Annotated in this window: 26 protein-coding genes and 1 tRNA gene; 13 read left to right on the top strand and 14 right to left on the bottom strand. The window is 64.4% G+C overall.

Annotated elements, in window-relative coordinates; all coding sequences use genetic code 11:
* Positions 1 to 21: 21 nt before the first annotated feature.
* Positions 22 to 1,569, bottom strand: coding sequence for a YifB family Mg chelatase-like AAA ATPase (locus KQ307_RS08175; protein WP_259727616.1), 1,548 nt, complete (start codon positions 1,567 to 1,569; stop codon positions 22 to 24).
* Positions 1,570 to 1,626: 57 nt separating this feature from the next.
* Here KQ307_RS08175 and KQ307_RS08170 point away from each other — a divergent pair, with 57 nt between their 5' ends.
* The 3 genes from KQ307_RS08170 to KQ307_RS08160 are packed head-to-tail and all read left to right on the top strand — an operon-like array spanning position 1,627 to position 4,245.
* Positions 1,627 to 1,965 carry a histidine triad nucleotide-binding protein gene (locus tag KQ307_RS08170; protein ID WP_259703147.1) on the top strand — a complete coding sequence of 113 codons (339 nt, stop codon included), beginning with the start codon at positions 1,627 to 1,629 and terminating at the stop codon, positions 1,963 to 1,965.
* A gap of 58 nt (positions 1,966 to 2,023) precedes the next feature.
* The gene (locus KQ307_RS08165) at positions 2,024 to 4,030 is read left to right on the top strand and encodes an ABC transporter ATP-binding protein/permease (protein WP_259727615.1); all 2,007 of its coding nucleotides are present in this window, start codon (positions 2,024 to 2,026) and stop codon (positions 4,028 to 4,030) included.
* Positions 4,027 to 4,245: a chlorophyll a/b-binding protein gene (locus KQ307_RS08160; RefSeq protein ID WP_259703145.1), complete on the top strand. Its 219-nt coding sequence runs from the start codon at positions 4,027 to 4,029 to the stop codon at positions 4,243 to 4,245. The genes KQ307_RS08165 and KQ307_RS08160 overlap by 4 nt, the downstream gene beginning before the upstream one ends.
* A 20-nt stretch (positions 4,246 to 4,265) precedes the next feature.
* Here KQ307_RS08160 and KQ307_RS08155 read toward each other — a convergent pair whose 3' ends face one another.
* The 5 genes from KQ307_RS08155 to psbX all read right to left on the bottom strand — a co-directional run bounded on the left by KQ307_RS08155 (position 4,266) and on the right by psbX (position 8,055).
* Complete coding sequence (locus KQ307_RS08155; RefSeq protein WP_259727614.1) at positions 4,266 to 5,720, bottom strand: DUF2079 domain-containing protein; 1,455 nt, start codon at positions 5,718 to 5,720, stop codon at positions 4,266 to 4,268.
* 70 nt (positions 5,721 to 5,790) lie between these two features.
* Entirely contained in the window at positions 5,791 to 6,273 is a 483-nt protein-coding gene (locus tag KQ307_RS08150; protein WP_259727613.1) for a hypothetical protein, read from the bottom strand.
* Positions 6,270 to 6,815: a Tol biopolymer transporter periplasmic protein gene (locus KQ307_RS08145; RefSeq protein WP_311133735.1), complete on the bottom strand. Its 546-nt coding sequence runs from the start codon at positions 6,813 to 6,815 to the stop codon at positions 6,270 to 6,272. Before KQ307_RS08145 ends, KQ307_RS08150 begins: the two co-directional genes overlap by 4 nt.
* Before the next feature lie 34 nt (positions 6,816 to 6,849).
* Positions 6,850 to 7,824, bottom strand: a complete 975-nt coding sequence (locus tag KQ307_RS08140; protein ID WP_259727612.1) for a Ycf66 family protein — start codon at positions 7,822 to 7,824, stop codon at positions 6,850 to 6,852.
* 108 nt (positions 7,825 to 7,932) lie between these two features.
* A complete protein-coding gene (gene psbX / locus KQ307_RS08135; RefSeq protein WP_259703141.1) occupies positions 7,933 to 8,055 on the bottom strand; it encodes a photosystem II reaction center X protein in 123 nt (40 codons plus the stop codon).
* A gap of 76 nt (positions 8,056 to 8,131) precedes the next feature.
* Here psbX and KQ307_RS08130 point away from each other — a divergent pair, with 76 nt between their 5' ends.
* Entirely contained in the window at positions 8,132 to 8,458 is a 327-nt protein-coding gene (locus tag KQ307_RS08130; protein WP_259727611.1) for a YggT family protein, read from the top strand.
* 2 nt (positions 8,459 to 8,460) lie between these two features.
* On the opposite strand, the gene accC is transcribed toward KQ307_RS08130, so the two are convergent.
* Complete coding sequence (gene accC / locus KQ307_RS08125; RefSeq protein WP_259727610.1) at positions 8,461 to 9,810, bottom strand: acetyl-CoA carboxylase biotin carboxylase subunit; 1,350 nt, start codon at positions 9,808 to 9,810, stop codon at positions 8,461 to 8,463.
* 141 nt (positions 9,811 to 9,951) lie between these two features.
* Between accC and KQ307_RS08120 the strand changes: the two genes are divergently transcribed.
* From KQ307_RS08120 to msrB, 3 genes are all read left to right on the top strand, one after another.
* A tRNA-Leu gene (locus KQ307_RS08120) sits at positions 9,952 to 10,033 on the top strand.
* A gap of 120 nt (positions 10,034 to 10,153) precedes the next feature.
* The gene (locus KQ307_RS08115; protein ID WP_259727609.1) at positions 10,154 to 11,422 is read left to right on the top strand and encodes a glycosyl transferase; all 1,269 of its coding nucleotides are present in this window, start codon (positions 10,154 to 10,156) and stop codon (positions 11,420 to 11,422) included.
* 32 nt (positions 11,423 to 11,454) lie between these two features.
* Positions 11,455 to 11,883 (top strand): peptide-methionine (R)-S-oxide reductase MsrB, encoded by a 429-nt coding sequence (gene msrB, locus KQ307_RS08110; RefSeq protein ID WP_259703137.1) that lies wholly within the window; start codon positions 11,455 to 11,457, stop codon positions 11,881 to 11,883.
* 12 nt (positions 11,884 to 11,895) lie between these two features.
* Here the strand turns inward: msrB and KQ307_RS08105 are convergent, their stop codons facing one another.
* Together KQ307_RS08105 and smc are read right to left on the bottom strand one after the other, a co-directional pair.
* Positions 11,896 to 13,086 (bottom strand): PRC-barrel domain-containing protein, encoded by a 1,191-nt coding sequence (locus tag KQ307_RS08105; protein ID WP_259727608.1) that lies wholly within the window; start codon positions 13,084 to 13,086, stop codon positions 11,896 to 11,898.
* 61 nt (positions 13,087 to 13,147) lie between these two features.
* A complete protein-coding gene (gene smc, locus KQ307_RS08100; protein WP_259727607.1) occupies positions 13,148 to 16,759 on the bottom strand; it encodes a chromosome segregation protein SMC in 3,612 nt (1,203 codons plus the stop codon).
* 77 nt (positions 16,760 to 16,836) lie between these two features.
* On the opposite strand from smc, the gene KQ307_RS08095 reads away from it, so the two are divergent.
* Together KQ307_RS08095 and KQ307_RS08090 are read left to right on the top strand one after the other, a co-directional pair.
* Positions 16,837 to 17,271 (top strand): DUF883 C-terminal domain-containing protein, encoded by a 435-nt coding sequence (locus KQ307_RS08095; protein ID WP_259727606.1) that lies wholly within the window; start codon positions 16,837 to 16,839, stop codon positions 17,269 to 17,271.
* The gene (locus tag KQ307_RS08090) at positions 17,268 to 17,666 is read left to right on the top strand and encodes a phage holin family protein (RefSeq protein WP_259703133.1); all 399 of its coding nucleotides are present in this window, start codon (positions 17,268 to 17,270) and stop codon (positions 17,664 to 17,666) included. The genes KQ307_RS08095 and KQ307_RS08090 overlap by 4 nt, the downstream gene beginning before the upstream one ends.
* Positions 17,667 to 17,682: 16 nt before the next feature.
* On the opposite strand, the gene KQ307_RS08085 is transcribed toward KQ307_RS08090, so the two are convergent.
* From KQ307_RS08085 to KQ307_RS08065, 4 genes are all read right to left on the bottom strand, one after another.
* Positions 17,683 to 18,456, bottom strand: coding sequence for a Coq4 family protein (locus KQ307_RS08085; protein ID WP_259703132.1), 774 nt, complete (start codon positions 18,454 to 18,456; stop codon positions 17,683 to 17,685).
* 52 nt (positions 18,457 to 18,508) lie between these two features.
* Complete coding sequence (locus KQ307_RS08080; RefSeq protein WP_259727605.1) at positions 18,509 to 20,143, bottom strand: alpha-amylase; 1,635 nt, start codon at positions 20,141 to 20,143, stop codon at positions 18,509 to 18,511.
* Positions 20,144 to 20,203: 60 nt separating this feature from the next.
* Positions 20,204 to 21,367, bottom strand: a complete 1,164-nt coding sequence (locus tag KQ307_RS08075; RefSeq protein WP_259727649.1) for a class I SAM-dependent RNA methyltransferase — start codon at positions 21,365 to 21,367, stop codon at positions 20,204 to 20,206.
* 384 nt (positions 21,368 to 21,751) lie between these two features.
* The gene (locus KQ307_RS08065) at positions 21,752 to 21,907 is read right to left on the bottom strand and encodes a hypothetical protein (protein ID WP_259703129.1); all 156 of its coding nucleotides are present in this window, start codon (positions 21,905 to 21,907) and stop codon (positions 21,752 to 21,754) included.
* Between the two features lie 48 nt (positions 21,908 to 21,955).
* On the opposite strand from KQ307_RS08065, the gene KQ307_RS08060 reads away from it, so the two are divergent.
* Positions 21,956 to 22,624, top strand: coding sequence for a Coq4 family protein (locus KQ307_RS08060; RefSeq protein ID WP_259727604.1), 669 nt, complete (start codon positions 21,956 to 21,958; stop codon positions 22,622 to 22,624).
* A gap of 21 nt (positions 22,625 to 22,645) precedes the next feature.
* Here the strand turns inward: KQ307_RS08060 and KQ307_RS08055 are convergent, their stop codons facing one another.
* Positions 22,646 to 23,101, bottom strand: coding sequence for a thioredoxin (locus tag KQ307_RS08055; RefSeq protein WP_259703127.1), 456 nt, complete (start codon positions 23,099 to 23,101; stop codon positions 22,646 to 22,648).
* A gap of 137 nt (positions 23,102 to 23,238) precedes the next feature.
* On the opposite strand from KQ307_RS08055, the gene KQ307_RS08050 reads away from it, so the two are divergent.
* The 3 genes from KQ307_RS08050 to hemB all read left to right on the top strand — a co-directional run bounded on the left by KQ307_RS08050 (position 23,239) and on the right by hemB (position 26,495).
* A complete protein-coding gene (locus tag KQ307_RS08050; protein WP_259727603.1) occupies positions 23,239 to 24,243 on the top strand; it encodes a J domain-containing protein in 1,005 nt (334 codons plus the stop codon).
* A gap of 91 nt (positions 24,244 to 24,334) precedes the next feature.
* Entirely contained in the window at positions 24,335 to 25,414 is a 1,080-nt protein-coding gene (locus KQ307_RS08045) for a hypothetical protein (protein WP_259727602.1), read from the top strand.
* A gap of 79 nt (positions 25,415 to 25,493) precedes the next feature.
* Positions 25,494 to 26,495, top strand: coding sequence for a porphobilinogen synthase (gene hemB, locus KQ307_RS08040; protein ID WP_259727601.1), 1,002 nt, complete (start codon positions 25,494 to 25,496; stop codon positions 26,493 to 26,495).
* The last annotated feature ends 56 nt before the right edge of the window (positions 26,496 to 26,551 follow it).

Genomic DNA, 26,551 nt, shown 5'->3' with positions numbered 1-26,551 from the left:
CTGAGCCCACCATCTGCGGCTTCATGCTTCGGGGGGGTCCGATCTGTCAACCCGGTCAAAGGATCGATAGGTGAGCGCTTCTGCCAGATCGGGAGGGTCAACCTGGTCGCGATTGCCCAGATCGGCGATGCTGCGTGCCACTCTCAGCAATCGCTCCGCTGAGCGGGCACTCAGCCGCCTCGCCTGAATCGCCTGACGCCAGAGGGCCAGTCCATCCGCCGACAGGCGGCAGTAGCTGTTCAGTGCGCCGCTGGCCAGCACGGCGTTGGCGCAGCCGCCGGGATTGCGCGCCATCATCCGCTGCCGGGCTGCGGCAACCCTGCCTGCCACCACCTCCGTACGGCACGGCGAAGCTGCCGAAGCAGGAGCGAACCGCTCCAGCAGATCGTCGGCCTCCAGCCGCCGCATCACCACCTGCAGATCGATGCGATCCAGCAGAGGGCCCGACAACCGCGACCAGTAGCGCTGACGCAGGGCTTCACCACACTGGCAGGCCCGCTGGGGATCCCCGAACCAGCCGCAGGGGCAGGGGTTGGTGGCGGCCACCAGGGTCACCCGGCAGGGGAAGCGGCTGCGGTCCCGGCTGCGGCTGATCCACACCTCCCCTTCCTCCAGGGGTTGACGGAGCTGATCGAGCACCTCGCGGCGGAACTCAGTCAACTCATCGAGAAACAACACGCCGTTGTGGGCCAGCGACAGCTCTCCTGGCCTGGGAATCGCACCGCCACCGATCAGGGCGGAGCCCGTGCAGCTGTGGTGCGGCGTTCGGAACGGACGCTGCTGAAGCAGGGCCGTGCTCGGCCCGAGCAGACCCGCCACCGAGTGCACCTGGGTGGTTTCGAGGGCTTCGGCGTGGAGAAGCGGTGGCAGCAAACCGGCCAGACGCCTGGCCAGCATCGTTTTTCCGCTGCCGGGCGGCCCCACCAGCAGGAGGTGATGGTTGCCAGCCGCAGCGATCTCAAGGGCTCGACGGCCATGGGCCTGCCCCCGCACATCGGCCAGCTCAAGCGGTGTGACAGCGGTGGCGGCCGTGATCGGGCGACAGGGGCTGGCCTGCTGGGGGTTCACCAGCAGCTCACTGACCTGGGCCAGCCGATCGGCGGGCCAGACCGCCAGCCCCTCGATCAACATCGCTTCGGCCCCATTGGCGGCGGGCACCACCAGAGCCCTGGCACCGCCGCGCCGGGCCGCCAGGGCCAGGGCCAGCACGCCGCGCACGGGCCGCAGGCTGCCATCGAGGCCCAGCTCTCCGGCACTCCAGACCCCTTCCAGCCGCTGCGGGGCCAGCTGACCACTGGCGAGCAGCAGGCCGAGGGCGATCGGCAGGTCGAAGGCAGGCCCTTCCTTGCGCAGATCGGCGGGCGCCAGGCTGATCACCACCCGGGTGAGCGGCATGCGGAAGCCGCTGTTGCGCAAGGCGGCGCGCACCCGCTCGCGGGATTCGCGGCCGGCCGCATCAGCCAGGCCGACGATCTGCAGTCCGGGCAAACCCGGGGCGATGTCCACCTCCACGCTCACCTCGGAGGCCTCAAGGCCCCGGAGAGTGGCGCTGCTGCACCGTGCCAACATCAGACCAACCGCCCGGGGACAGATCACCAGTTCCCCGCCTGTCCCACCCCACAGCCAGTGACCACAACGATCTTCGGGCGCATCCTGCAGGGGGAGATTCCCTGCGATCAGGTCTATGCCGACGATCTCTGCCTGGCCTTCCGGGATGTCCAACCCCAGGCGCCCGTGCATGTGCTGGTCATCCCACGCCAGCCCCTGATCAACCTGGCCGACGCCGCCGAACCCGATCAGGCCCTGCTGGGCCATCTCCTGCTGGTGGCCGCCAAGGTGGCCCGCCTGGAGGGGTTGAGCGCCTGGCGCACGGTGATCAACACAGGAGCCGAAGCCGGCCAGAGCGTCTTTCATCTGCACCTGCACGTGATCGGTGGCCGTCCTCTCAGCTGGCCGCCCGGGTAGCCCGAGCACTCACCACCTGGCCGCCCAACGGCGACAATGGCGCCAGATGGATCGGTTCATGGGTGTTCTTAAGGGGTTCCGCGATCAGCTCGGCAAGCTGCAACGTCTGGCCCAGCCCTATTTCCTGCCCCTGGAGGAGAGCAGCTCCTGGCAGTTTCTTCTGCTGGTTGTCTCCACCCTGGCCGTGGTGGTGGGCTTCACCCTGCTGCTGCTGACGGCGGCGGTGGCGATCAGCGGCAGCCTGATTCCCGAACTGCGTGACCGCTTTCTCCCCGGGGTGCCCGAGCAGGTTGCCGCGCTCTGGAGCGGTCCGATCGGTGTGGTGATCATGGCCCTGTTCGCCGGTGGCCTGGTGGCGTTCGGCAGCCTGCGGAGCAAGTTGCGCCAGGGCCGCTGGCTCCCCTGGCTGCTGATGGGGGTGATCACGCTGCTGATCCTGGTGATCAACGGCATCAACGTGGGGATCAGCTTCATCGCCCGGAATGTCGACAACGCCCTAGTGGCCTACGACCAGGACGGCTTCTGGAAGATCGTGGCGATCTACGCCTTCTGCCTGGTGCTCGCCCTGCCGATCCGGGCGATCCAGAGCTACCTGATTCCGAAACTCGGCCTGCTCTGGCGTCAGTGGCTGAGCACCCGCCTGTTGGGCCGATACCTCTCGAACCGGGCCTATTACATCCTCAATCCCAACGACGAATCGATCGAAGAGATCGACAACCCGGACCAACGGATCTCCCAGGACACGGCCAGCTTCACCAGCACCAGTCTGAGTGTGACCGTCGAGATTCTGGCGGCACTGCTCACCTTCGTGAGCTTCGTGATCGTGCTTTGGACAATCAGCGTGAATCTCGCGCTGCTTCTGCTGGTTTATTCCGTTGGGGGAACAGCTTTGATCGTGTTTGCCAGCCGCAAGCTGGTGGCACTGAACTATCAGCAACTCAAGCTGGAAGCGGATTTTCGCTACGGGCTGGTCCACATCCGTGACAACGCTGAGTCGATCGCGTTCTATCGCGGTGAAAATCAGGAGGGCAAGGAAGCTGAGCGGCGGCTCGGTGGGGCGATCCTCAACTACGACCGACTGATCATCTGGGAAGCCCTGATCCAGGTGATCCAGCGCTCCTACGACTATTTCTCCCGCTTCCTCCCCTGGCTGGTGATTGCTCCGGTCTACTTCGCCAAGGAGGTGGATTTCGGCGTGTTCGGACAGGCCAGCATCGCATTCTCCCAGGTGCTGTTTTCAGTCAGCTACATTGTCAACAACATCGACAGACTGGCCGCCTTCTCCGCCAGCATCAGTCGCCTGGAAGGATTTCAGGTGAAGGTGGATGAAATCAATGCCGAATCCGAAGGCCTCAAGGAAGCCTTCAAAGGTAAGTTCAGCGTCGATGAAGCAAGCGAGGCTGATGCCCACGACAGCATTCAGGTGATCCATGCCGACCTGGTACCGCCCCGGAGCAGCCGCCGCCTGATTCATGACCTCAGCCTGGAGGTGGCCGCCAACCAGCGACTCCTGGTTGTTGGACCCAGTGGTTGCGGCAAGACCTCCTTCCTGCGACTGGTCAGTGGGCTCTGGCCACCGGCGGCTGGTGAGATCAAGCGCCCTCCCCTGAACGAACTGCTGTTCATTCCACAGAAGCCCTACATGATCCTGGGCAGCCTCAGGGAACAGCTCTGTTATCCCCTGCAGCCAGAGCGATTCAGCGATGCCCAGCTCCGCAACGTGCTCGAGGAGGTGAAACTGGCAGAGTTGGTGAGCCGTTACCCTGACCTCGCGATCAAGCAGGATTGGCAGCGAATCCTTTCACTGGGAGAACAGCAACGCCTCGCCTTCGCCAGGCTGCTTCTCAACTCGCCCCGTTTCGTGGTGCTCGATGAGGCCACCAGCGCCCTGGATGTCAACACCGAAAAGCACCTCTATACCCTGCTCACCGAACGCGAAATCGCCTTTGTGAGCGTCGGCCACCGCCCCACCCTCGCCGCCTTCCACGACACGGTGCTTGAACTCGACGGCATCGGTGGCTGGCACCTGCTGCCGGCTGCCGGCTATGACTTCTCCCGAACATGAAACCAGTGAAAACCCCTGCCGGCTCCAATGATCCAGCGGCCAGCAGCGAACCGGAACAGGTTCGAGCCAAGCTCCCCCAGGATCAGCCCTTCGGCTGGAGCGCCTACGCCGAGCGGATCAACGGCCGGTTCGCCATGCTGGGCTTCACAGCCGTGCTGGTGATTGAAGTGCTCAGCCGCGACACCTTCCTGCATTGGGCGGGTCTGGTGCCTTGAGCGCAGGGAAGCAGGAAGTTTCAGGAAAACACATCCACTGATTTCATCAGCGAAGGCGACCATGGCAAGGGCTTGACCGTACGGAAAAGCAAGAATTCCGATGAGGAGTAAATCCGTTCAAACAGTTGATCTTCCCCCAGCCTTTCCCTGAGAATCCGATCCTTCCTGGAGCGGCCGTTGATCAAAATATACTCATAATGCCGCATGAAATTCGTTGACATGAACACTTCGCCTTCACTGTGAATCCGTTTGCCGATCACCTTCCGATGGGAAAGATGTGGTGCGAGGTTGATGGGAGCCAAGGTCGCCGCATCCGGAGGAATCATCTGCAAAACCTGCTGAGCTTCAGCGACCCGCTCGAAAGGGGCGTGATCAGTCATGATCCGGATGTATTTTGTCAACGCAAGAACACAGACCAGCGCCCACAGGATCAAACGGTTGGCCCTGATTCGGGGAAATCCATAGGTCCGCGAGGAGATGGCAAACAAGAGGATGAACGGGACGATCGCCAAGCTGTAGTGAAGCATCAGCCCCTTGTGATTGGGATGATCACTGAAAAGATTCAGCAACAAAGCTGGAGTGGCACCGATCAGCTCAGGCAGGGCCTTGATATGGCTGGTGAGCAGAATCGGAAGAACCAGAAGGAAAAGATAGAATGCATTCTCGATGGAGAGCAGGTGTCGGATCAAAACCCACGGATTAAACAGAATGGTATGAATAACCTCCGATCTGGTGTTGCCCAGGTAGCTGAAGAATCTTCCCACCCAATCGTGCTTCGCAACCCCACCGCCAAGCATCGGCGTGAACACCATCACGATGAAGGCGAAGTAAGCGGCGGACATGACAGCAACAGGAATTCCAATCCTGTAGTCACGCTTGGCCAGAAAATACACACCAAGACCTACGCAGGTCAACGCAAGTGCTTGCTTGCAAGCCAGAATCACACCTACTGAACAAAGCACGATCCATAGACTGCCCCTTCGCTGCGCATAAATCGCCATCAAAATAAAGGGAATGGCAATGATTTCTGGATGGAAATCAGAGACGCTGGCATTGATGACCACTGGATACATGAAGTAAATCCAGGCCATCAATCTTGCGTCGGCATTGCCCAACTGATAATCCTTGGCGATCAGATACACGATCGGTCCACCGGCTGCCAGGCTCAGCGCCTGCACTGCGAACAGCCAGACCACCGATGGGAATAGCCTATAGAGCAGACTCAGAGGGTAAAAGATAAAGGAGGCATGGTCGCCCAGAATATGAAATCCCAGATAGGAGGATATCGGGGGCTCGCCTCTGCTGATCAGATAAATCGCCTGATCAAAGATTCCGAGATCAAAGGCACTGGAAGAAAGGGTGAAATGCCTCCAGGTGGCACTCAGAAAAAAAACAATAAAAAGAGCCAGTGAAACCAGCCACAGATAGCGCGGTACACGCTGATCGGAAGCAGCGGCAGGATCAGCTGAATGCATGGGCTTCATCCGGTGGGGTTCGTCGATTTCACTTCAACCGTCGGGCCTTATGTCTTTGGCTGAGTCCGGCTCAGGGCAGATCAAGAAGATCCACCTGCCAGAGTCCGCCGCGGCTCACCTGCACCGCCAGCAGTCGTCCGTCCCCACTGAGGCTCACCTGATTCGGCACACCGGCTGGCTCCAGCGGCAGCGATTGCAGCCCCTGAATCGAGCGACGGTAGAGGGCCAGTTCAGTACGGCCGTCCCGCTGACGCACCAGGGCGAGACGCTCGCCGCTCCGATCGACACTGACGCTGATCGGCTTGGCATCGGGGCGGTTCAGACCTGGCAACGGCACCGGACGGTTCTGGCGGAGATCCACCAGCACCACCTGCTCACGGCCCTGCCGGCCACTGATCATGGCAAGCCACTCGCCGCTCAGGGAAGGTTCACGACCGACGCCGGCCTGCTCAAGGGCCCGGTTGATCGGCTCGAGTGGACGCAACGAGACCGGGCTGCAACCGAGCAGGCTGAGCGGCAGCAGAACGGCGATCAGGAATGGCCCTGGCTTCATCGCGGCTGGATCGGCAGTCCAGGCGCCAGATCCGCTTCGAGCTGGCCGCCGAGGTCAAACAGTTCCACCCGCCGAACCCCGTCCCTGGTCAGTTGAACGGCAAGGCGACGACCATCTGGAGCCAGGCTGAGTCGCTGGGGCTCCTGTCCTCCCGGCAGGAGCAGCGGGTGGGGGCGACCGGTGGCACGGTCTTCGATCATCGCCAGACGACGCTCGCCACGCTGAACGATCAAGGCCAGGTACCGACCATTCCAGCTCAGGGAGGGGGAGCTGTGGGGTTGCTGACCGTTGAGGGTGCGCAGGGGCAGCACCTTGCCGCTCAGTCGCTCCTGGAGCAGAACACTGCTGCGGCCATTGCGCTCCACCAGGCTGGCCAGGAGCCGACCATCGCCGCTCAGGGCCGGATCTTCCCGACCTTCCATTCCAAAACCAGACGGTGGTGCCGGGCGACGGCTGACCCCTAGCCAGGAGTTGCAACCGGCCAGGCTCAGGGCGAGCAGCGGCATGGCGATGATCGAGGTGAGCACTGCTGCTCTGACCAAGGCTGGGCCAGCGGCAGCAGCCGGGCATGCCTGCTCAGTTGTCGAAGCGGGAACTGTTGTCGCGGGGGGCGACCCGCCCGGACGCCTGGGCTGTGGAAGGAGCCTGACCAGGGGAAGCAGCACGGCCGGGCGAGGCTGGACGGATCGGAGCGTAATCGGCGTCACTGACGACGCTGCTGGCATCCTGGCCGGACCGGCCATCAAGGCGACTGGAGGTGCTGCTGCCGGATCGGATCGGAGTTCCCTGGGGAACTCCGGATCGGCCGGGAGGGTCGGTGGGATCGGATGGGCGCCGGCTGGAGCGAGGCAGGGAATCGGGGCTGGCGGCCGGCCGGCTGCTGCGGCGGGTGTCCGGGGCGCCATCCCGGTCGCGACGACGGTCACCGAAGGCTGTGGACGAAGGGGAGCTGCTCCCACCGGCGCTGAAGCGGGAGCGGGGCGTCGCTGCAGGACTTGAACCGGGCCTGGGCGCTGAAGCTGTTGCCGGGTCGTCATTCCAGTCTCCCGGGTCGACGGGACGACGGCTGGCGGCCCGCTCGGGAATCGCGGTGCGGGCCGGTTGACGGGGACGGTAGAAGTCGTCGTCTTCGGGGGGGACGGTTTCGCGGGAGCGGATCCGGCGCCTCAGGGGCTGGGGTTCATCGAGCCGGTCGGTATCACCAGCCCAGTCATTGCCACCCATCCGGCCACGCTCGGGAAGCGGTTCGTCGTCGTCGAAATAGGAGGAACGGCGGGCCTGCTCGGTGGTGACGCCCCTGAGCCTCACACTCTCGTAGGCGAAGAAGACGGTGGTGCCCGCCAGCAGGAACTGGCCAAACTGCAGGATCGGATCGAGGCGCCAGCCCTGGAAGAACAGGATGCCGCCGCAGAGCAAACCGATGGCGGCGAAGAAAACGTCGTAGTCGCGGGCGAGGGCTGGCTTGAAGCTCCTCATGAAATAGAGGAAAGCACCACCGACGGCCAGAACGATGCCGACGATGCTCGCCCAGTTCAGGCTGGCATTAACCACGTCTGGAATTCCTCAGTCAGAAGGCCTGGTGATGGTCTCGGTGACGAGAACCTTCCCTGCAGCTTAGGGACCTGGCACGAAGCTGCCAGCGGCTGGCGATGCCGGGTTTCAGAGCTTGCGATCGACCTGATCGGTCTGGCTGATCAGGATCAGGGCCAGGGTGATCGGAACCACCACGATCACGGCGCCCCAACCGAGGCTGCTCAGGAAGTTCGCGAGGGATGGGGTCATGGCGCTGAAGATCCAGATCCGATCCTAGACATCGGCCGCCGCTTCCTACGCTGGAGATTCTCTTGCTTAGGGCTTTGTGACGGCCGCTCCCGCACTGCTGCACCTCCTGCCCGGCCTGAATCAGCTGCTGGGCCTGCTGCTGGCGGCCTGGACGCTGTTGTTCCTGTTCCGGATCGTGCTGAGTTGGTATCCCCAGATCGACCTGAGCCAAGGGGTGATGCGGCTGATCGGCGCTCCAACGGAACCTTTGCTGGGGTTGACGCGCCGGTGGGTGCAGCCGATCGGCGGAGTCGATGTCACCCCGGTGATCTGGGTGGGGCTGATCAGTCTGCTGCGGGAACTGCTGGTGGGGCAGCAGGGGCTGCTCTGCCAGCTGGCCCTGCGCAGCACTGCTGTGGCCTGAAGCTAGGAGCCGAGCATTTCCTGCTCGACGAACCTGGTGTGCACCTCGCCCCGCTGGAATTCAGGCCGCTCCAGCAAGGCGAGATGAAACTCGATCGTGGTGGGAATCCCAGTGATGGCGCACTCGGTGAGGGCTCGGCGCATCCGCTTGAGGGCGGCATCGCGATCCTTTCCCCAGACGATCAGCTTGCCGATCAGAGAGTCGTAGAAGGGGGGAATCTCATAGCCGGTGTAGACGTGGCTGTCCACCCGGACCCCCGGGCCGCCCGGAGGCAACCAGCCGGTGATCCTGCCCGGCACCGGTCGGAAATTGTGCTGGGGATCCTCGGCATTGATGCGGCACTCGATCGCATGACCGCAGAGCTGGATCTCCTCCTGGCGAAGGCTGAGCGGTTCGCCCCCGGCGATCCGCAGCTGTTCGGCGATCAGATCGATGCCGGTCACCATTTCGGTGACGGGATGCTCCACCTGGATGCGGGTGTTCATCTCCATGAAGAAGAAGTTGCCGCTCTTGTCGAGAAGGAACTCCACCGTGCCAGCTCCTTCGTAGCTGATGCTGCGGGCTGCGGCAATCGCCGCCTCGCCCATGCGACGGCGCAGCTCCGGATCCAGGGCCGGGCTGGGCGCCTCCTCCAGCAGCTTCTGATGGCGTCGCTGGATCGAGCAGTCCCGCTCCCCGAGGTGGACCACGTTGCCGTGCCGATCGGCCAGCACCTGGATCTCGATGTGGCGAGGGCGGTCGATGAACTTCTCGATGTACAGACCCGGGTTGCCGAAGGCCGCTTCCGCCTCCCCCTGAGCCGCCTTGAAGAGTCCCTCAAGCTGATCGGCGCTGTGAACGAGGCGCATGCCCCTGCCACCACCGCCGGCGGTGGCCTTGATCATCACCGGGTAACCCATGGTGGCGGCCAGCTCAGCGGCATGGGCAGCCTGCTCGAGCAGCCCTTCACTGCCGGCGATCGTCGGCACTCCCACCCGTTGCATGGTGCTCTTGGCGGTTGCCTTATCGCCCATGGCCCGGATCGACTCGGCTGAGGGACCGACGAAGGTGAGGCCGTGGGCCACACAGATCTCGGCGAAGCGATCGTTCTCGGCCAGGAAGCCGTAGCCGGGATGAATGGCATCCGCGCCCCGGGAGATCGCCGCGGCAATGATGTTGGGAATGTTGAGGTAGCTCTTGCTGCTCGGAGCCTCACCGATGCAGACGGCCTCGTCAGCCAGCTGCACGTGCAGAGCGTTGCGATCCACCGTGCTGTAGACGGCCACCGTGGCAATGCCGATCTCGCGGCAGGTGCGCAGGATGCGCAGGGCGATTTCGCCACGGTTGGCGATCAGCAGCTTGCCGATGGGCATCCGTGCGGAATCCAGGCCGCTGCGGACTGTATCAGTGATGACCCTGGGGCCTGAGCGGCGTCAACGTTCCTGGCGGAAGGGGGGCGGGGCGGGTGATCGGTATATTGGCCAGCCGGAGGGAGCTGCGCTCCTGAAGGCCACGCGGATGTGGTGGAATTGGTAGACACGCACGTTTGAGGGGCGTGTGGCTTCGGCCTTGCGAGTTCAAGTCTCGCCATCCGCATTTCTCTTTTCCGGTCCTTCGGTCTGCTCAAGCTGGCTGAGTCATCAGCCCCATTGATCCGCACTCCGTCTGGCTCGCCACCCCGTTTGCCCCGCCACTCCGTTTGAGCAGACCGTCAGCTTGACCAGGCCGCCAGCCTCCGCCGCGATCCTGCTGGTTTGCAACGGCCCAGGCGAGCTCACCACCTGGGTCAGGCCGCTGGCCGAATGTCTTCACCGTCAACGTCCCTTGCGACCCCTGGTGGCTGAGGCCAGCACCAGCCTCAACCTGATTCTGGTGCCGTGCCCGAATGCCACCGGCGCCGAGGCCCAGGTTGCCGAGCAACTCGGTCTGTTCGAGCGCATCAGTCCGGCGCGGCGCTTCTGGTCGCTGCTCCGGAATCCCCGCCGACTGGGGCCCTGGCCAGCCCGGGGGGTGGTGGTGTTTCTGGGCGGGGATCAGTTCTGGACGGTGCTGCTCTCGGCCCGGCTGGGCTACCGCCATCTCACCTACGCCGAGTGGGTGGCCCGCTGGCCTCGCTGGAATGACCGGATCGCCGCGATGGGACCGGAAGCAGCGGGACGCCTCCCCTCGCGTTGGCGGTCACGCTGCACCGTGGTGGGAGATCTGATGGCCGACCTCTCGGCGGCGGCCCGTCAGGAGGATCCCCTGCCAGCCGGGGACTGGGTCGCCCTGCTGCCTGGCTCGAAGGGCGCCAAACTGCGCGTCGGCGTGCCGTTCCTGCTCGAAACAGCCGACCGTCTGGCAGCCCTGCGGCCCGGCTGCCACTTCCTTCTGCCGGTGGCTCCGACCACCTCGGTGACGGAGCTGCTCCGCTATGGCGGTCCCGCCAACCCCCTCCAGGCGCACTACGGCAGCGGCATCCCCCACCTGGCACCGGTCGATGCAGACGGGCGGCGCTGGATCAGAACCGGACTGGGCACACCGATCCTGCTGATCGAGCAGCATCCGGCCCACGCAGCCCTGAGCCAGTGCGCCCTGGCGCTCACCACGGTGGGAGCCAACACGGCCGAACTCGGGGCCCTGGCGGTGCCGATGATCGTCCTGGTGCCCACCCAGCATCTGCAGGTCATGCAGGCCTGGGATGGCTGGCTGGGGCTGGTGGCACGCCTGCCGTTGCTGCGCTGGCTGCTCGGCGTGGCTCTGACGGCATGGCGGATGCGGCAACGGGGCTTTCTGGCCTGGCCGAACATCAGTGCCGGCCGCAGCGTGGTGCCGGAGCGGGTCGGCTCGATCTGGCCGGAGCAGATCGCCGCAGAGGCCGCCGACTGGCTGTCCCGCCCTGAGCGGCTGGCAGGCCAGCGCGAGGATCTGCGCAGCCTGCGGGGTCAGCCGGGGGCCGTGGCGGCCTTGGCGGGGATGGTGCGGGAACTGCTGCCTGAGGCTTAGCGTGAGATTTCCCCTCCATTTGCCTTCGCTCCATGGCCAGCCCCGATTCCGTACCCAGCGAGCCAACGCTGGCCGCGCCGCCGCTGGCTGAACCCGACTGGCGCTCCAGGCTGACCCCCGAGCAGTACGAGGTGGCCCGCTGTGGCGGCACCGAGCGGGCTTTCACCGGGATCTACTGGAACAACAAGCAGGCCGGCCAGTATCGCTGCGTGTGCTGTGGCTCCGAACTGTTCAGCTCCACCGCCAAGTTCGAGTCAGGCACGGGCTGGCCCAGCTTCTTCGACGGGGTCGATCCGGCCGCGATCACCACGGTGGAGGACCGCAGCCACGGCATGGTGCGCACCGAAATCCGCTGTGCCCGCTGCGAAGCCCATCTCGGCCACCTGTTCACCGACGGGCCCTCCCCCACCGGCCTGCGCTATTGCGTCAACTCGGCATCACTCGACTTCAACCCTGCCTGAGGCCGCCGGCACTCACCAGGGATCCTCGAAGCCGGAACGCTCCGGCCGATCAACGGGAAAGGTTGCCGGCTGAGCTTCAGGCCCGTCGTAGGGCCCTTGATAAGGCTCTTGATAGGGCTCTGGATCGACATCGAGCGGCTCCTCCTGCCGATCAAGCGGGGGACGACGCTGGAGGGAGCGTGGCTGGACGGACCTTGGCAGTGGCCGCTCCGATGCAGCAGGAGTGGCCCTGAACGGCGGCGGATCGAGATCTTCGAAACGGCGATCTTCGTAGCGGCGGTCTTCGTAGCGAGCGTCCTCGTAGCGGCGATCCTGCCTTGAGCGCTCTTCGCTCTCTCCTGGTCCGGATCGGCCTGGCTCCCGCCCGCCCCGAACCGGTTCAGCCTGATCGTCCTGGTCATCGAGGTAGCGGCGTTGGCGCATGGGCTCCTGGCGCCGGCGATCCAGTTCGACGTACTCCAGTTCTTCGTCGCGCTGGGGCTCGAGGGCGCGACTGGTGGCTGGCTGGATGCGGCGCTGCTCCTGGGCGGTGGGCTGGCCCGATGTCAGCTGGTTCTCGACGGGGACCATCGGCTGGCGAAAGCGGTCCCGTTCCTCCTGTTCCCAGCTCGGTCCACCGATGCCGAGCTTTTCGAGCAGGCCGCTGCCGAGCTGCTTGAGTTTCTCTTCAGCGCCCTCGTACACGATGATCCGATCCGGGCCGCTGCTGACGATCTCCTCGACCGCGAGTTCCCAGGTGCTCAGCACACCCTCACCGAGCAGGGGCACCCCAAGGGCGCCGAGCACCAGCGTGGTGAGTTCACCGGTCTCGATGTCGAAGCTGAACCCAAGCACCCGGCCGAGCTGCTCGCCCGATTCCGAGACCACCTGGCTGTTGATCACCTTGCTGTAGCGCTCGGGATTGAAGCTCTGGGTGAGTGAATCGACCGAATCCACCAGGATCACATCGCCCACCTGGCGGATCCGATCGAGCGGCATCCAGCGGGGCAGACCTGGAAGAAAGCGGGTGAGTGGGTTATCCCGCAGGCCGAGGGCCATCACTTCGCGACGGTCGATGTCCACGACCACCTCGCCGACCACCCCGAGCCTCCGGCCGGTGTCGCGGGTGATCACCTGGGTGCCCATCAGCTCGGATCGCAACCAGAGCCTGTCGCTGGGTACGGCCCTGGCTGGATCGGTCGAAGGAGGGATGGAGGAGGTCAATGGCCTGATCCCGCGTGGTGTCGGCGAAGCGGATGTTGTTGGGGTCATTGTGACCCACGGCTCAGGCGGCGGTGGGCAGGCCGACCACCTGGGTGTGGGAGCCTCGGGCCTGGGTCACGCCGATCGTGCGGGTGGCGGCGGCGATCATCGGCCGGCGGTGACTGACCACCAGAAACTGAGCCTGGTCAGCCTGGCTGGCGATCAGGGCTGCCAGCCGCTCGACATTGACACCATCCAGGAAGCTGTCCACCTCATCGAGGGCATAAAAAGGGGATGGGCGGAAGCGCTGCAGGGCGAACAGGAAACTCAGGGCCGTCAGCGACTTCTCTCCACCGGACATCGAGGCCAGCCGCCGCACCTCCTTGCCCTTCGGATGGGCGACGAGGGTGAGGCCACCCTCCAGGGGTTGATCCGGGTTCTCCAGCTGGAGGTGGCCCTCCCCATCTGAAAGGCCGGCGAAGATCTCGCGGAAATGGCCATCAACCGCCTGGAAGGCTTCGAGGAAGGCCTCCTGACGCAGGGTCGCCACGGTTTCGATCCGCAGCAGCAACTCTTCCCGCTCCTTGCTCAGCACATCAAGGCGACCTTCAAGTTCGGCAATGCGCTGCTCAAGCTGGTCAAGCTCCTCGAGGGCCAGCATGTTGACCGGCTCCAGGGCCTCCATGCGCTGCTGGAGGCGGCGCAACTCCTGGTCGAGGCCGTCCAGAGCAAGCTCCCGCACAGAGGCGGGGATCTCAGGCAGCGGGTCGGGCAGTTCCCGGGCCATCGCCTCAAGTCGAAGGATGAGGCTGCGCTCCTGCTCGGCGATGGCCAGCAATTCCTCACCGAGCCGCTGCAACTGCCAGTCGTGCTGCTGGAGAGCCTGGCGCTGGGCAGCGAGCTGGGCTTCGGCTGCATCCCTGGCCCGGCGGCGCTCGCCGAAGCGTTCCTGCAGGTCCTGCTGCTGGATCTCCAGGCCCTTGCGGCGTTCCTGCTCCTGCTGCTGCTGCTGTCGCCACTGCGCGTGGGCCTCGGCCAGGGCAGCCACGGACTGCTGCAGACGCTGTTCCTCAATGGCAACGGAAGCCATCTGGTCGGCGAATCGCTCGGTTGCCAGGGCCCGCTCACGTCGGGCCGCAAGAAGAGCGTCGCGGTGCAGACGCGCCTCACTGAGCCGAAGATCGGCTGTTTCGAGATCCTGCTGCAAGCCCTGCCAGCGGCCGCGATCAGCGGACGACTGGGCGCCGGCCTCCTCGGCTTCGAGGGCCGCCAGTTGCTGCTCCAGGGGATTGATCAGGCTGGCCAGCACCACCAGGCGCTCCTGATCAACCAACAGGGCGGCCTGGAGCTGAGCCAATCGATGCTGCAGCTGCTGCTGGCGCTCCAACTGGGGGCCGAGGGACCGCTGGGCGGCGCCCAGCTCCGCCGCCAGGGCGGCCTGGCGCTGCTGGCGCTGGTTCAGCGCGGGGCGCAGCTGCTCCAGTTGCCGTCCCAGATCAGCTTCCCGCCGCCGCGAGGCCACCAGGCTTTCGCCGAGCTCCAGCAACCGCCGCCGCAATGGCTCCGCCTCGTCCTGTTCGCCACCGCTGCCGAAACCGAGCTGACCGGCGCGGGGCTGCAGGCTGCCGCCGGTCATGGCGCCGCTGCGCTCGAGCAGTTCGCCTTCGAGGGTGACGGCGCGGCAACGACCCAGCTCCCGACGGGCGCTGGCCAGATCCTCAAACACCAGGGTGTCCCCGAAGACGTGGCCGAACACATCCCCATAGACCGGCTCAAAACGGATCAGCTCCACGGCCCGACCGACCAGACCACCACCGCTGCCGGCCGGTCCTCCCCGACCCCGCTCCAGGGCGGCCCCGCCCCGGCCAGGGCCACCGCCCCGGATCTTGTTGAGCGGCAGGAAGGTGAGTCGTCCGGCCCGGCGGGTCTTGAGCAGCTCAATCGCCCGGGCGGCGATGCGATCGTCATCGACCACCACCTGGGAGAGCCGGCCACCGGCCGCCACCTCCAGGGCCAGCCGCAGCCGCTCCTCCACCTCACCGAGCTGGGCGACCGGGCCGTGGATCCCCTCCAGTCCTGATTCCAGCAGCAACCGCAGAGCGCCGGTTCCCCGGCTTTCCTGCAAGGTGTCGCGGCGGCTCTCGATCCGGGCGATCTCCCGTTCCAAACCGACCTGCTCCTGCTCCAGCCGCGTGCGGGTGCGTTGCTGAAGAGCAAGGGCGTCGCTCAGCTCCTGAATCTGCCGGATGTCGCCTTGCAGCTGGAGCTCCAGGGCCTGAGCCTCGGCCTGCAACGCCTGCTGTCCCTGCTGAGACGCCTGGTCGGTGCTGCCGCCATGGGCCAGCTCAGCGCCGAGTTCGACGAGCCGGTCGTGCTCCTGCCGCAATCGCTCCCCACATTGCTGCTGCTCGGCCAGCAGGGGGGTGAGCTGGGCCTGCAGGGCCTGGCGACGCTGGCTGCGTTGCTTCTGCTCCTCCAGCCAACTGCTGGAGCGGCCCGCCACCTCACCCAGCCGGCGACGGGAGAGTTCCACCGCCCCTTCAGCGCTGCGGCAGGCGCGTTCGGCCTGCTCCAGCGCCTCGCCCCCATCCCCCTCGCGGCCTGAGGCCAGTTGCTGGCAGCGCAAGTCCTCCTTCTGCTGCTGGAGCCCGTGGCGCCGCGACTGCAACTGCTCGGCCTCCTGCTGATGGCGCTCGGACTGACGGGCCAGCTCCCGACCACTGGCCTCAAGGCCAGCCAGCTCGGCCTGCACGGCCAGCAGGCTGTCTTCACCCAGGGCCTTGACCTCCGCCTGGAGCAAGGCCAGTCGTGCGGCTCCCTCCTGGAGCGCCGATTCCGCGACGGTCAGGGCGGCCCGATCGGTTTCCTGCTGCCGGGTGAGAGCCAGGCGACGACTGCCCAGCTCGCTGTGCTGCCGCTGGGCGAGCTCAAAGCTCAGGACCTGATGCTGAAGACGACCCTCCAGCAGCCGCTGGCGCAGGTCCTGGTAGGTGCGGGCTTTGGCGCAATCACGCTCGAGCTTCAGGCGACTGGCCAGCAATTCCTGCTCGACGATGCGGCAGCGCTCCTGCCGCTCCTGCACCTCGTCGAGCTTGGCGCGGGACTGCTCGATGCGGGAATCGAACAGGGCAACGCCAGCCAGTTCATCGATCAGGCCACGCCGATCGCGGGAACCCATCGAAACGATCCGGGTGACATCGCCCTGCATGACGACATTGCTGCCCTCCGGGTCCACCCGCAACCGCCGCAGCTGGCCCTGCACCTGCTGAAGGTTGCAGGCGACGCCATCGGCGCTGAACGAACTGCTGTAGGTGCCGCCCGGGGCCAGCCGCAGCCGCCGCGTCACGCTCCACTCCCTCTGACCGGGCTGGATCCACGGCCCCTCCGCTGGAGCTTCCAGGCCCTCCTCAGCGGGGTCGGGTCGCCAGTCGGCGAGATCGAAGCGGACCGTGACGACCATTTCGGCCGCCTTGCCCTGGCGCACCACGGCGCTGTTGATCAGGTCGGGCAACCGCTCCGCCCGCATGCCCCGGCTGGTGGCCAGACCCAGGCAGAACAGAACCCCATCGAGAATATTGCTCTTGCCGGAGCCGTTCGGTCCGGTGACGACCGTGAAGGAGGGCTCCAGCTGGATCGCCATCGATCCGCCGAACGACTTGAAATGAGTGAGCTCGACCTGATTGATGTGAACCAACAGGCCCGCGCGCCGAGCAGATCAAATTTAGCGGATGTGGCCAGAAGCTCAACCCCTTCCCTAACTTGTGAATCAACATGCCGAACCAGCCCGCCATGGAACCGGATCCATCCACCATCAACCACGAACGCTTTCGTGAGCGGTTCGAGGCCCTGTTGCCCACCATCCAGCGTGAGTGGCCCCAGGTGGCCCGCGAAACCCTCGAAGCCACCCGTGGCAGCTTCGATGACGTGGTCGCTGTGATCGCCGAGCAAACCGGTCGCACCGCCACCGGGGTTCAACACCAGCTCGGGGAGCTGCTTCAGGTGGCCACCAAGCAGACCCGCCACCTGGCCGACCAGATCGGGCCGCTGGAAGAACAACTGGAGCATCTGCTCGATGAGCTCAACAGCAGCCTGAGGCCCCGGATCGAGAAGCCGGTGCGCGAACGGCCGCTGCTCGCCCTCGGTGTGGCGGCAGGAGTGGGGATGATTGCCGGCCTGCTGCTGGCTTCGGGGCGGCGCTCGGCATGAGCAACGAGCGCGACCGGGCTGGAGGAGGCGGCGCCACGCGAATGGCAGCGAGCCGGGTGAGCGCCCTGGTCAGCTCGGTGATGGATCTGCACGTACGGATCGCCTTGCAGGAGGCTGACAGTGAAAAACGGCGCCTGATCAGTGGCGGGTTGCTGCTGGGAGGGGGCCTCACCTTTCTGATGCTGGCCACCGTGCTCGGCCAGCTGGCCCTGGTGCTCTGGTTGCATCTGGGCTTTGGCTGGGGCTGGATCAGGGCCGTGCTGACTGTGGTGGCCGGCGATCTCGTGCTGGCAGGGCTGTTCCTGCGGATCGGTGGCCAACTGATGAAGGGTCCCTATCTGCCCCAGACCACCGCAGGCCTCAGCAAAACCACCCGGGCGATTCTGGGGCGCTGAATCGGAAAGCCTCGCCTCAGGCGGCCAACGCCGCGGTGATCGTGGGGTTGCTGTACCAGCTCATCGGGCCTTCCTTCACCGCGACGATGCCGAGCTCCCTGCGGAGCTCCTCCAGGTCCTGCCCCATGCGGTCCTCCCAGAGCACGGGGAACAGAGGTTGGGCCTGCTCAGCCATCTCCAGACCCCTGAGAATCATCCCGAGGGTGTATCGGGCTGTCCGGGCCTGATGCTCGACTGCCTCGATCTGATCCAAGGGAACGTCTGATTTCAACCAGGTCAACAGCAGGATCACCAGATCAAGGAAGCCAAGGCCTGGGTGATTGAACTGGCCCACACTGATACTCACCACACCGATCTCACCACGACCATCAAGGCTGAAACCACTGATGATGTGGTGGATGTCATGGGTGGCAAACACGCGGTAATTGATGTAATCGGCGTCAGTTTCAAGGTTGTTGTAAAAGGTTGGTTCCGGGAAGAAATTGATGTCATAGCCCAGGCAGCCAAGCGCCGTGGCATAGGTGTGGCCGAGAGTTCCTCTGGGGAGTTTCCTGAGGGCATCAGCGTCATACGGACCACAGAGCCGCCGCTGCTTGATCAGCTCGGCGGCGGCGGGATTGCGATTCAGCAGGGTGGTGCAGAGCTTCATCGGGCTGGAGCTGCGCAGGCGATGCGAAAGCAGGAAAACATTGCCCGCATCAGCTCCGCCGCCAACAGCAAGGTCTGTCAGCTCCAGAAACTCCTTCAGATTGGCCTGGGTGGCAATGGAATCGAGGTAGCGGAAACCCATGGGATCGAAAAGGCGGCAAGAATACGGTTCAGCTTCGGCTCAGTTCTGCGGCTCAGTTCTGCGGCAGGCCAGCCGCTTCCACCCAGACGGACACGGAGCCGCCCAGGCAGTGAAACTCGGCCCAGCCGTGTTCATTGGTGGTGATCAACTCGGTGCGATGGCCGGTGAGATCACGGAATTCGGTGAACGCTTTCCCCACTTCCATCCATCGGCTGCCTGCCGGGCCAGCGCTGAGCAGAACTGCCATGGCGCCGGGATGCTCAACACTGCCGAGCCGGGTCCAGCCGATCCTGTGGACGTGATCAAAATAATCGTACTGATCACCATAGGCGAACTGATTCCGAGCAAGCAACAGCTTGTCGAGAATGCTGCGGTGACTGTCCATCCAGATCTCATGGACATTCCCATCCTTGCCTTTGTCGATGTAGTGGGCTCCGTAGTAATCAGGATGGAAGATGCAGGGATAGCCTTCCCGGCGCAGCAGGATGATCGCGTAGGCGAGTGGTTTGAACCAGCTTTCCACCACCGATTCAAGTGCCTGCAAGGGCTGGGTGTCGTGGTTCTCAACGATGGTGACCGCCAGGAGCGGCATCTCCTTCATCAAGGTGCCATCAAGGATGGTGCGCATATCAAACGCTTCGCCACGGCGGCTGGCCTGGTGAAAATTGTTGTGTAGCGGGGCATCAAAGAGGCTGAGCTTGCCGCCTGTGTTGGCTGCGTACCAACTGAGGGTGGCGAGGTTGTAGGTCCAGTACTCCCCGACCACGAACAGATCCCGCTGGGCGTGATCTTCCAGGTGTTGCACCCATTCACCAAAGAAATCACTGCTGATGTGCTTGATCGCATCCAGACGGAAACCATCCACCCCCACATGATCAAGCATCCATTCGCCCCAGTGCTTCAGCTCAACACGCACTTCGGGATGATTGATGTCGAGATCGCAACCCATCAGGTAGTCATAGTTGCCGCTTTCAAGATCCACATTGCCATCGAAGTCTTTGTCTTTCATTCGCCAGATTGCTTTTGTACCTGGATCCAAACTGTTATAATCCACCGCATCAAAATGCCACCAGTGCCAGTCCATGCCGGAGTGAAGCCCGTTACGGGCAGGAAAATTGAAGCCAGTCCAGGAGCGGATCGTACGGGCCTCTCCCATGGCCTCGTAACGATTGGAGGGGTTGAAGGGGATGGCGTCGAAATCTTCTTCGAAATCAGCTGCCATCTTGTGATTCAGCACGGCATCGGCATAAACCTGAATGCCGCTGTCATGGCAGGCCTTGATGGCAGCCATCAATTCAGCCTTGGTTCCATACTTGGTGGCCACAGTTCCCTTCTGATCGAACTCGCCGAGGTCGAAGAGGTCGTAGGTGCCATAGCCCACGTCATTGGCGCCACCGATGCCCTTGTTGGCAGGCGGCAGCCAGAGGCCGGTGATGCCCAGCGCCGTCAGGGCGGGAACTTCGCTGAGCAATCGGCTCCAGTGCTGTCCATCGGCGGGGGTGTACCAATGAAACCACTGCATCATCGTGCCGTTGTATTCCCCAACGCCCTTCTTGGCGAGCAGATCCTCGGTGTGGGTGTCGAGCCATCCCCGCAGCAGGGCGATGGCAGCCTCCGCCGTATCTGTGCCTGGATCCCTTTCCGCTTCGAGCACCAGATCTCGCAGCTCGGTGAAGATGGGGTCCATGGGGGAAGGAATAACCGCTGGCATCTTATCGGTGTTCTGGCAAGCCGGGTTAACCGCAGGTCAACGGATCTCGTATTTCAACCAACGGCAATCGATGCCACCGTTGCTCACCGGAATACGACGACTGGCTTTCATCCGCAGAGCGCCGGTGCGCTCTGCGTTACCACTCAACAGCCAGAGCGTCCAGCCCGAGCAGCGCGCCTTGACCATGGCACCGAGATCGAAGTAAAGCTGATCCAGATCTTCCCCGGCGCCGAGCCGCTCGCCGTAGGGCGGATTGCAGACGAGAACACCTGGTTGCGGGGGTGGTACGAAGTCACGGCAGTCGCCATGGCGCAGCTCCAGCCAGGGGGCCACACCGGCCGCTTCTGCATTGGCGACGGCCTGCGCGTACACCAGCGCCTCCCGTTCCATCCCGATGATCGGCGCGAGCGGAGTGCCGGCCGCAGAAGCATCGCGAGCCAGGGCGGCCGCTGCCGCCCACTCCCGCTCCCAGAGCGCCGCATCGAAATCAGGCCAGCGCCGCAGGGCAAGTTCGCGGCCCGCCAACCCGGGTGCAAAGCCCAGGGCCATGCAGGCGGCCTCGATCAGCAGGGTGCCGGAGCCGCAGAGAGGATCGGCCAGGGGCACGGTTCCATCCCAGCCCGTGAAACCGATCAGGCCGGCCGCCAGGTTTTCCTTGAGCGGAGCCAGACCGACGGCGGCCCGCCAGCCGCGGCGGTGCAGGCTGCCGGCCGAGCCATCGGCGCTCAGCACCGCCTCACTGCCGCGTCCAGCGCTGGCCAGATGCAGGTGCAGACAAAGGTCGGGATCCTCCAGATCGATCGAGGAGCGCTCACCCCAGCGCTGCCGCTGCCAGTCAACCAGGGCATTCTTCACCTGAAGGGCGGTGAAGTGGCTGTGGTTCAGCCCCGGGACGGTGCCGCTCACCTCAACACGGAAGCTGCGCTGGGGCGGCAGCCAGCACCCCCAGTCAGCGGCCCGTTGCACGCCGGCGTAGAGGTCGCCTGGGCTGCTGCACGGGAAGCGATCCAGTTCCCGCAGGATCCGAAACGGCAGCCGGGCCTGCAGATGCAGGCGGTACAGACCCGCGCTGTCGGTGCGGAATGCCACCGCCCGGCGCAGGGGCTGCACCGCCACTGCCCCCAGGGTGTCCAGCTCGGCGGCACCGAGCTCCTCAAGCCCTGGTGGCACGACGGCGATGCAGGCGAACGGGGCACTCATGGGGTTGGGCCGGGGCCGGCGGCAGAGTTCGGGAATGACCACCCTGCCCGGTGGCCCAGCCAACGCCGTTCTGGTGCCACAATGATCAGGTCCGTCCTTGGGCGGACTAGGTGGCTCACACCAGTGCTTCGGACAGCGGTTCGATTCCGCTCAGCTCCACTTCACTCTTCTTCAGGGTGATCATCCAGGGGCTGCAATGGTTTCGACGGGGTAAGAGGAGGGTGACTGAAGCCTGCTCGGTAAGAGCAAATCCGTAACAGCGAACAACATCGTTGCTTTCTCCCGTCAGCCCGCCCCTGTGGCCGCCTGACTCCTTAGGGAGATGGGGTAAGTCAGCCTTATCACCCAATTGACTCACGGGGGCTGGAAGGCCCCCATCTTTGTTCAGAACTTGCGCAACTCCCGGCGCGGATCCCGCTGGGTTCCACCGAGGCCGGAAACGATCTGCACACCCAGCCCGAGCATCAGCACGGCCAGGGCCAGCAGCAGCCAGAGTTTGTGGCGGGAAGGAGCCAAAGCAAGCGTCTGATCGGGATCCATGCTCCCCCGGATCGGTGAGGATCGAACCGTGCTTCCGCATTCTCTGTCGTGTTGTTCAACCTGAAACAACGTCTCCAGTCGCTCCGAATGGTGGCGGGGCTGGCGACGTTTCTGAAGAATCCCGGTGAACTCAACAGCGTGTTTGCGGTGGCTCGCAGCCTTCAGGGCACCCCACTCGCTACCCAGATGCAGCGCCATCTGCTCACGGACCCCCGCATGGCAGATCTGGTGGAAACGAACTGGCGGCCGGCCCCGATCAACCTGGCCCAGCTCGCTTCCCTGCCGGTGGGCAGCCTCGGCCACACCTACGCCCAGCAGCTCCAGAGCCAGGGCCTCACACCCGAGAGCCTGGTCGATCCGACCCCGATCCACTCACCTGCCGCTTACATCACCCATCGGCTGCGGGAGACCCACGACATCATTCATGTGCTCACCGGCTTCGGCACCGATGGTCCCGGCGAGCTGGGCCTGCAGGCCTTCAACCTCGCCCAGGTGCGCTCCCCCCTGGCCGTGATGTTGATCTTCGGCGGGCTGCTCGGCACCCTTCAGGAGGATGAGCCACTCGAACCCCTGCTGCGGGCCCTGATCCGGGGCTTCGAGCTGGGTCTGGCAGCCCCCTGTCTGATCACCTACAAGCTGGAGGAGGGCTGGGAGAGGCCGTTGAGCGACTGGAGGCAGGAGCTGGGCCTGCCGGAGACGCCGGCCGTTGCGGCATGAAGGAAGGCCACAGCAGGGTCTTCATGGAGTGGGGGAGATGGCCTTGAACCCACTCCAGGCCTTGAGTTCCTCCACCGTGAGAACCCCCTCCTTCTTCTCCCCGCCCAGTTCCCAGGTGGGATACGCCCGCACCTGGGCCTCCAGGCAGCGCCGGCGACCCGCCTCCTCACGGTCGCATTCCACATAGGGCAACCGTTCGCCGGCTTCGGTGCCGAACAGATTCTTCTGATAGAAGCAATGGGGGCACCACCAGGCCCCGTAGAACACAGCTCCCCGCAGGAGCAGATGCTCCACCAGGGCCTTCTGCTCCGGCGTGGAGGGAGAAACCGCCTGACCAAGGCCACTCGCCGCGGCGGGGCGGGGCTGGCTCGCCGCCTGGGTTTCCAAGCCGCTGCCGACCAGGGCCAACCCGCCGAGCAGCAGGCCCAAGGCCCAGCCGCCCGTCCGGCTCTGACCAGCAACAAAAGGATTGGCCATCGCGAAACCGGCTGTCAGTGGGGCGAGATTAAGCAGCCGTTCGGGCTTCCGCCCTGCTCGGACCCACCAAAACGTGAACCTGGCTGGGAAACTGAAGGCGTTGCTTCCCGGTCCGGAGTCTCGATGGGTTTGCCTCAATGAGCGCCAACGGCTACCGCGACTACTTCAAGGTGTTGGGTGTCGAGCGCAGCGCTGACGCCGATGCGATCAAGCGCTCGTTCCGCAAGCTCGCCCGCCAGTACCACCCGGACGTGAATCCGGACGATGCCTCGGCGGAGGCCAAGTTCAAGGAGATCAGCGAAGCCTACGAAGTGCTCTCCGATCCGGAGAAGCGTCGCCGCTACGAACAGTTCGGCCAGTACTGGAGTCAGATGGGCGGCGGCAGCGGTGGCGCCCCCGGCTTTGATGTGGATTTCGGCCGCTACGGCAATTTCGACGATTTCATCAATGACCTGCTCGGCCGTTTCGGCGGCCAGGCCGGCCAGGGGGGACCGGCCGGCTTCGGGGGAGCGCCGGGAGGTTTCGGGTTCTCAGGAGGATTTCCGGGGGGGTTCTCCTCCGGGTTCGGTGGGCCCGGCGGAGCCCCTGGCCGCCCGGCAACCCTCAACCTTGATGCCGAAGCCACGATCAACCTGAGTTATGCCGAGGCGTTCCGCGGCTGCGAGCGCACCCTGGCGGTGAACGACGAGCGGGTCCAGGTAAGGGTGCCTGCCGGGGTGAAGAACGGCAGCCGCCTGCGTCTCAAGGGCAAAGGCAACCTCCAGCCTGGAACAGGCCGTCGCGGCGATCTCTACCTCAACTTGAAGCTGCTGGAGCATCCGGTCTGGAAGCTCGATGGTGATCAGTTGCGCGCCGACCTGCCCCTCAGCCTTGATGAACTGGCCCTCGGCGGAGAAGTGCGGGTGGCCACACCGGATGGGGAAGCCACCGTGCAGGTGCCAGCCGGCGTGGCCCTGGGCCGCAGCCTGCGGCTGAAGGGGAAGGGCTGGCCCCTCAAGGAGGGACGTGGCGATCTGCTGCTCAGCCTCTGCCTCAAGCTGCCGGAGCAGTTCAGTGAGAGCGAACGGGAGTTGCTGGAAAAGCTGCGTCTGGTTCGCAGCATCGACCCCCGCAGCGACTGGATGCAGGCCGCCAGGCTCTGAGTGAAAGCAGGCAGCAGCCAATCCACGGATCCTGCAGACTCCCGCAGTGAGAAGTGGTCGGGATTTGGCTAGGCAACGGCTATGGCTGTGGTTGGCCCTTCTGGTGTTCGGGGCTTCCGTGGCGCTGAAGGCGGTGATCCCGCCTCAGAGCGCCCCGCCGGGAGTGCTTGTTCAGGAGAAGTCAAGGTTGGTGGATCCCGCCACCGAACTGCTCAACGCCAACGCCGTTGCGGTGAAGGCCGGTCTGTTCATCGAGAATCTTCACAGCCTCTCGTTGCGGCAGCGGATCTTCAATGCCGAGGGCCTCTACTGGTTGATCTGGCCGCAGGACATCCAGAGAGTGATGGAGGCAGAAGAAATCAGCCCTCTGCAGCTGGTGGAAATCACCAATCAGGTCAACTCCTCCTCAACCCTGATCGAGCCGGATACGGCAGCTCCGGTGGCACTATCAGACGGCAGTTTCTATCAACTGTTTCGCTTTTCAACCAGCCTATACATTTCGAAGATTGATCTGCGCCGCTCACCGTTTCAACGTCTGGTGCTGCCGGTGGTGCTTGAGATTGTCCCCGATGCGTTCTCCCTCTCCCAGAAGAAAGTGCTGCTGGTTGCCGATACCGGTCCGGGCAACAGCACGATTGGGGCTGATGCCTCAATCAACGGTTTTAGCATTGAGTCAACCCGTTATGTGTCGTCACTTCATTCCTACGGCACCACCTGGGGCCTGAATCGGGGCTCCCTGGATTATCCCCGCCTCAGCCTTGAGGTTGTGATGAGAAGTGATTCCTTTTCAAGTTTTGTGACCTGGATTCTGCCACTGCTGATCGTGATGTTGATCGTGATGCTCGCTCCCCTGCTGGATGGGGAGCTGGGCGACCTTCGGCTGGCCATTCCATCCACCGCCCTTCTGACCCTGATCTTTCTCCAGCAGACCTACAAGGCCGAGCTGCCTGCCCTGAACTATCTCACGTTTCTTGATTATCTCTATGCCTACTCCTACATCGTTTCCCTCGTGCTGTTCATCCTATTCCTGTGGGGAAACAATGTGTACTCGAACGCCAATGAGACCAGCAAGCCAGCTGCTGTTCTGAGGATCGCAGGGGTTGACAGGGTATTCCAGATCAGTTCCTTCGTGGGATTCTTCGTGGTGGGCATTCTCGCCTGGATGATATGAGAACTGGCGTGTAAGTACTGGCCCAGGAAGTGATCCTGAAACCCTGGGCCCCTAGGATCGACCCAGTGATTCCTTTTGCATGGAGCTCGCCTACCGTCCTCGCCGCCTGCGCCGCACGCCGGCCCTCAGGGCCATGGTGCGTGAGTTTCAGCTGAGTCCGACTGATTTCATCTACCCGCTCTTCGTCCACGAAGGGGCCAGCAACGAACCGATCGGCGCCATGCCCGGCGCCCAGCGCTGGAGCCTCGATGGCCTGGTTGCGGAGGTGGGCAGGGCCTGGGATCTCGGCATCCGCTGCGTGGTGCTGTTTCCCAAGGTGGCCGATGGTCTCAAGACCGAAGACGGTGCCGAGTGCTTCAACGAGGGGGGGCTGATCCCCAGGGCGATCCGTCGCCTCAAGCTGGAGCATCCAGCGATGGCGGTGATGACCGACGTGGCCCTCGATCCCTATTCCTGCGATGGCCACGACGGCATCGTCAGCGACGAGGGCATCGTGCTCAACGACGAGACGGTGGCCCAGCTCTGCCGCCAGGCGGTGGCCCAGGCTCGCGCGGGCGCCGACCTGATCGGACCCAGCGACATGATGGACGGCCGGGTGGGTGCCATCCGCGAAGCACTCGACGAAGAGGGATTCGAGCAGGTGGGCATCATCAGCTACACCGCCAAATACGCTTCCGCCTACTACGGACCGTTCCGCGAGGCGCTGGATTCCGCCCCACGCCCCACCGGCGCCAAACCGATCCCCACCGACAAGAGCACCTATCAGATGGATCCGGCCAACGGCCGCGAAGCCCTCACCGAGGCCCTGCTTGATGAACAGGAAGGCTCAGACATCCTGATGGTGAAACCTGGCCTGGCCTATCTCGACATCATCCACCGACTCCGCCAGGAAACGGAGCTGCCGATCGCCGCTTACAACGTGAGTGGGGAGTACGCGATGGTGAAGGCGGCCGCCGAGCGGGGCTGGATCGATGAACAGGCGATCGTGCTGGAAACCCTGCTCTGCTTCAAGCGGGCCGGCGCCGACCTGATCCTCACCTACCACGCCTGCGACGCAGCCGCCTGGCTGCGTCAGGGCTGAAGCGCTTCTGGCCGGAGCAACTGCCGCCGCCCGGCCCTGCTCCGATCAGAATGGCT

It is taken from the genome of Synechococcus sp. CS-1326, from assembly GCF_025128115.1.
Taxonomy (GTDB): Bacteria; Cyanobacteriota; Cyanobacteriia; order PCC-6307; family Cyanobiaceae; genus Regnicoccus.
Note: the sequence above shows the minus strand (reverse complement) of the source record. Positions and strands in the feature narration are given on the sequence as shown.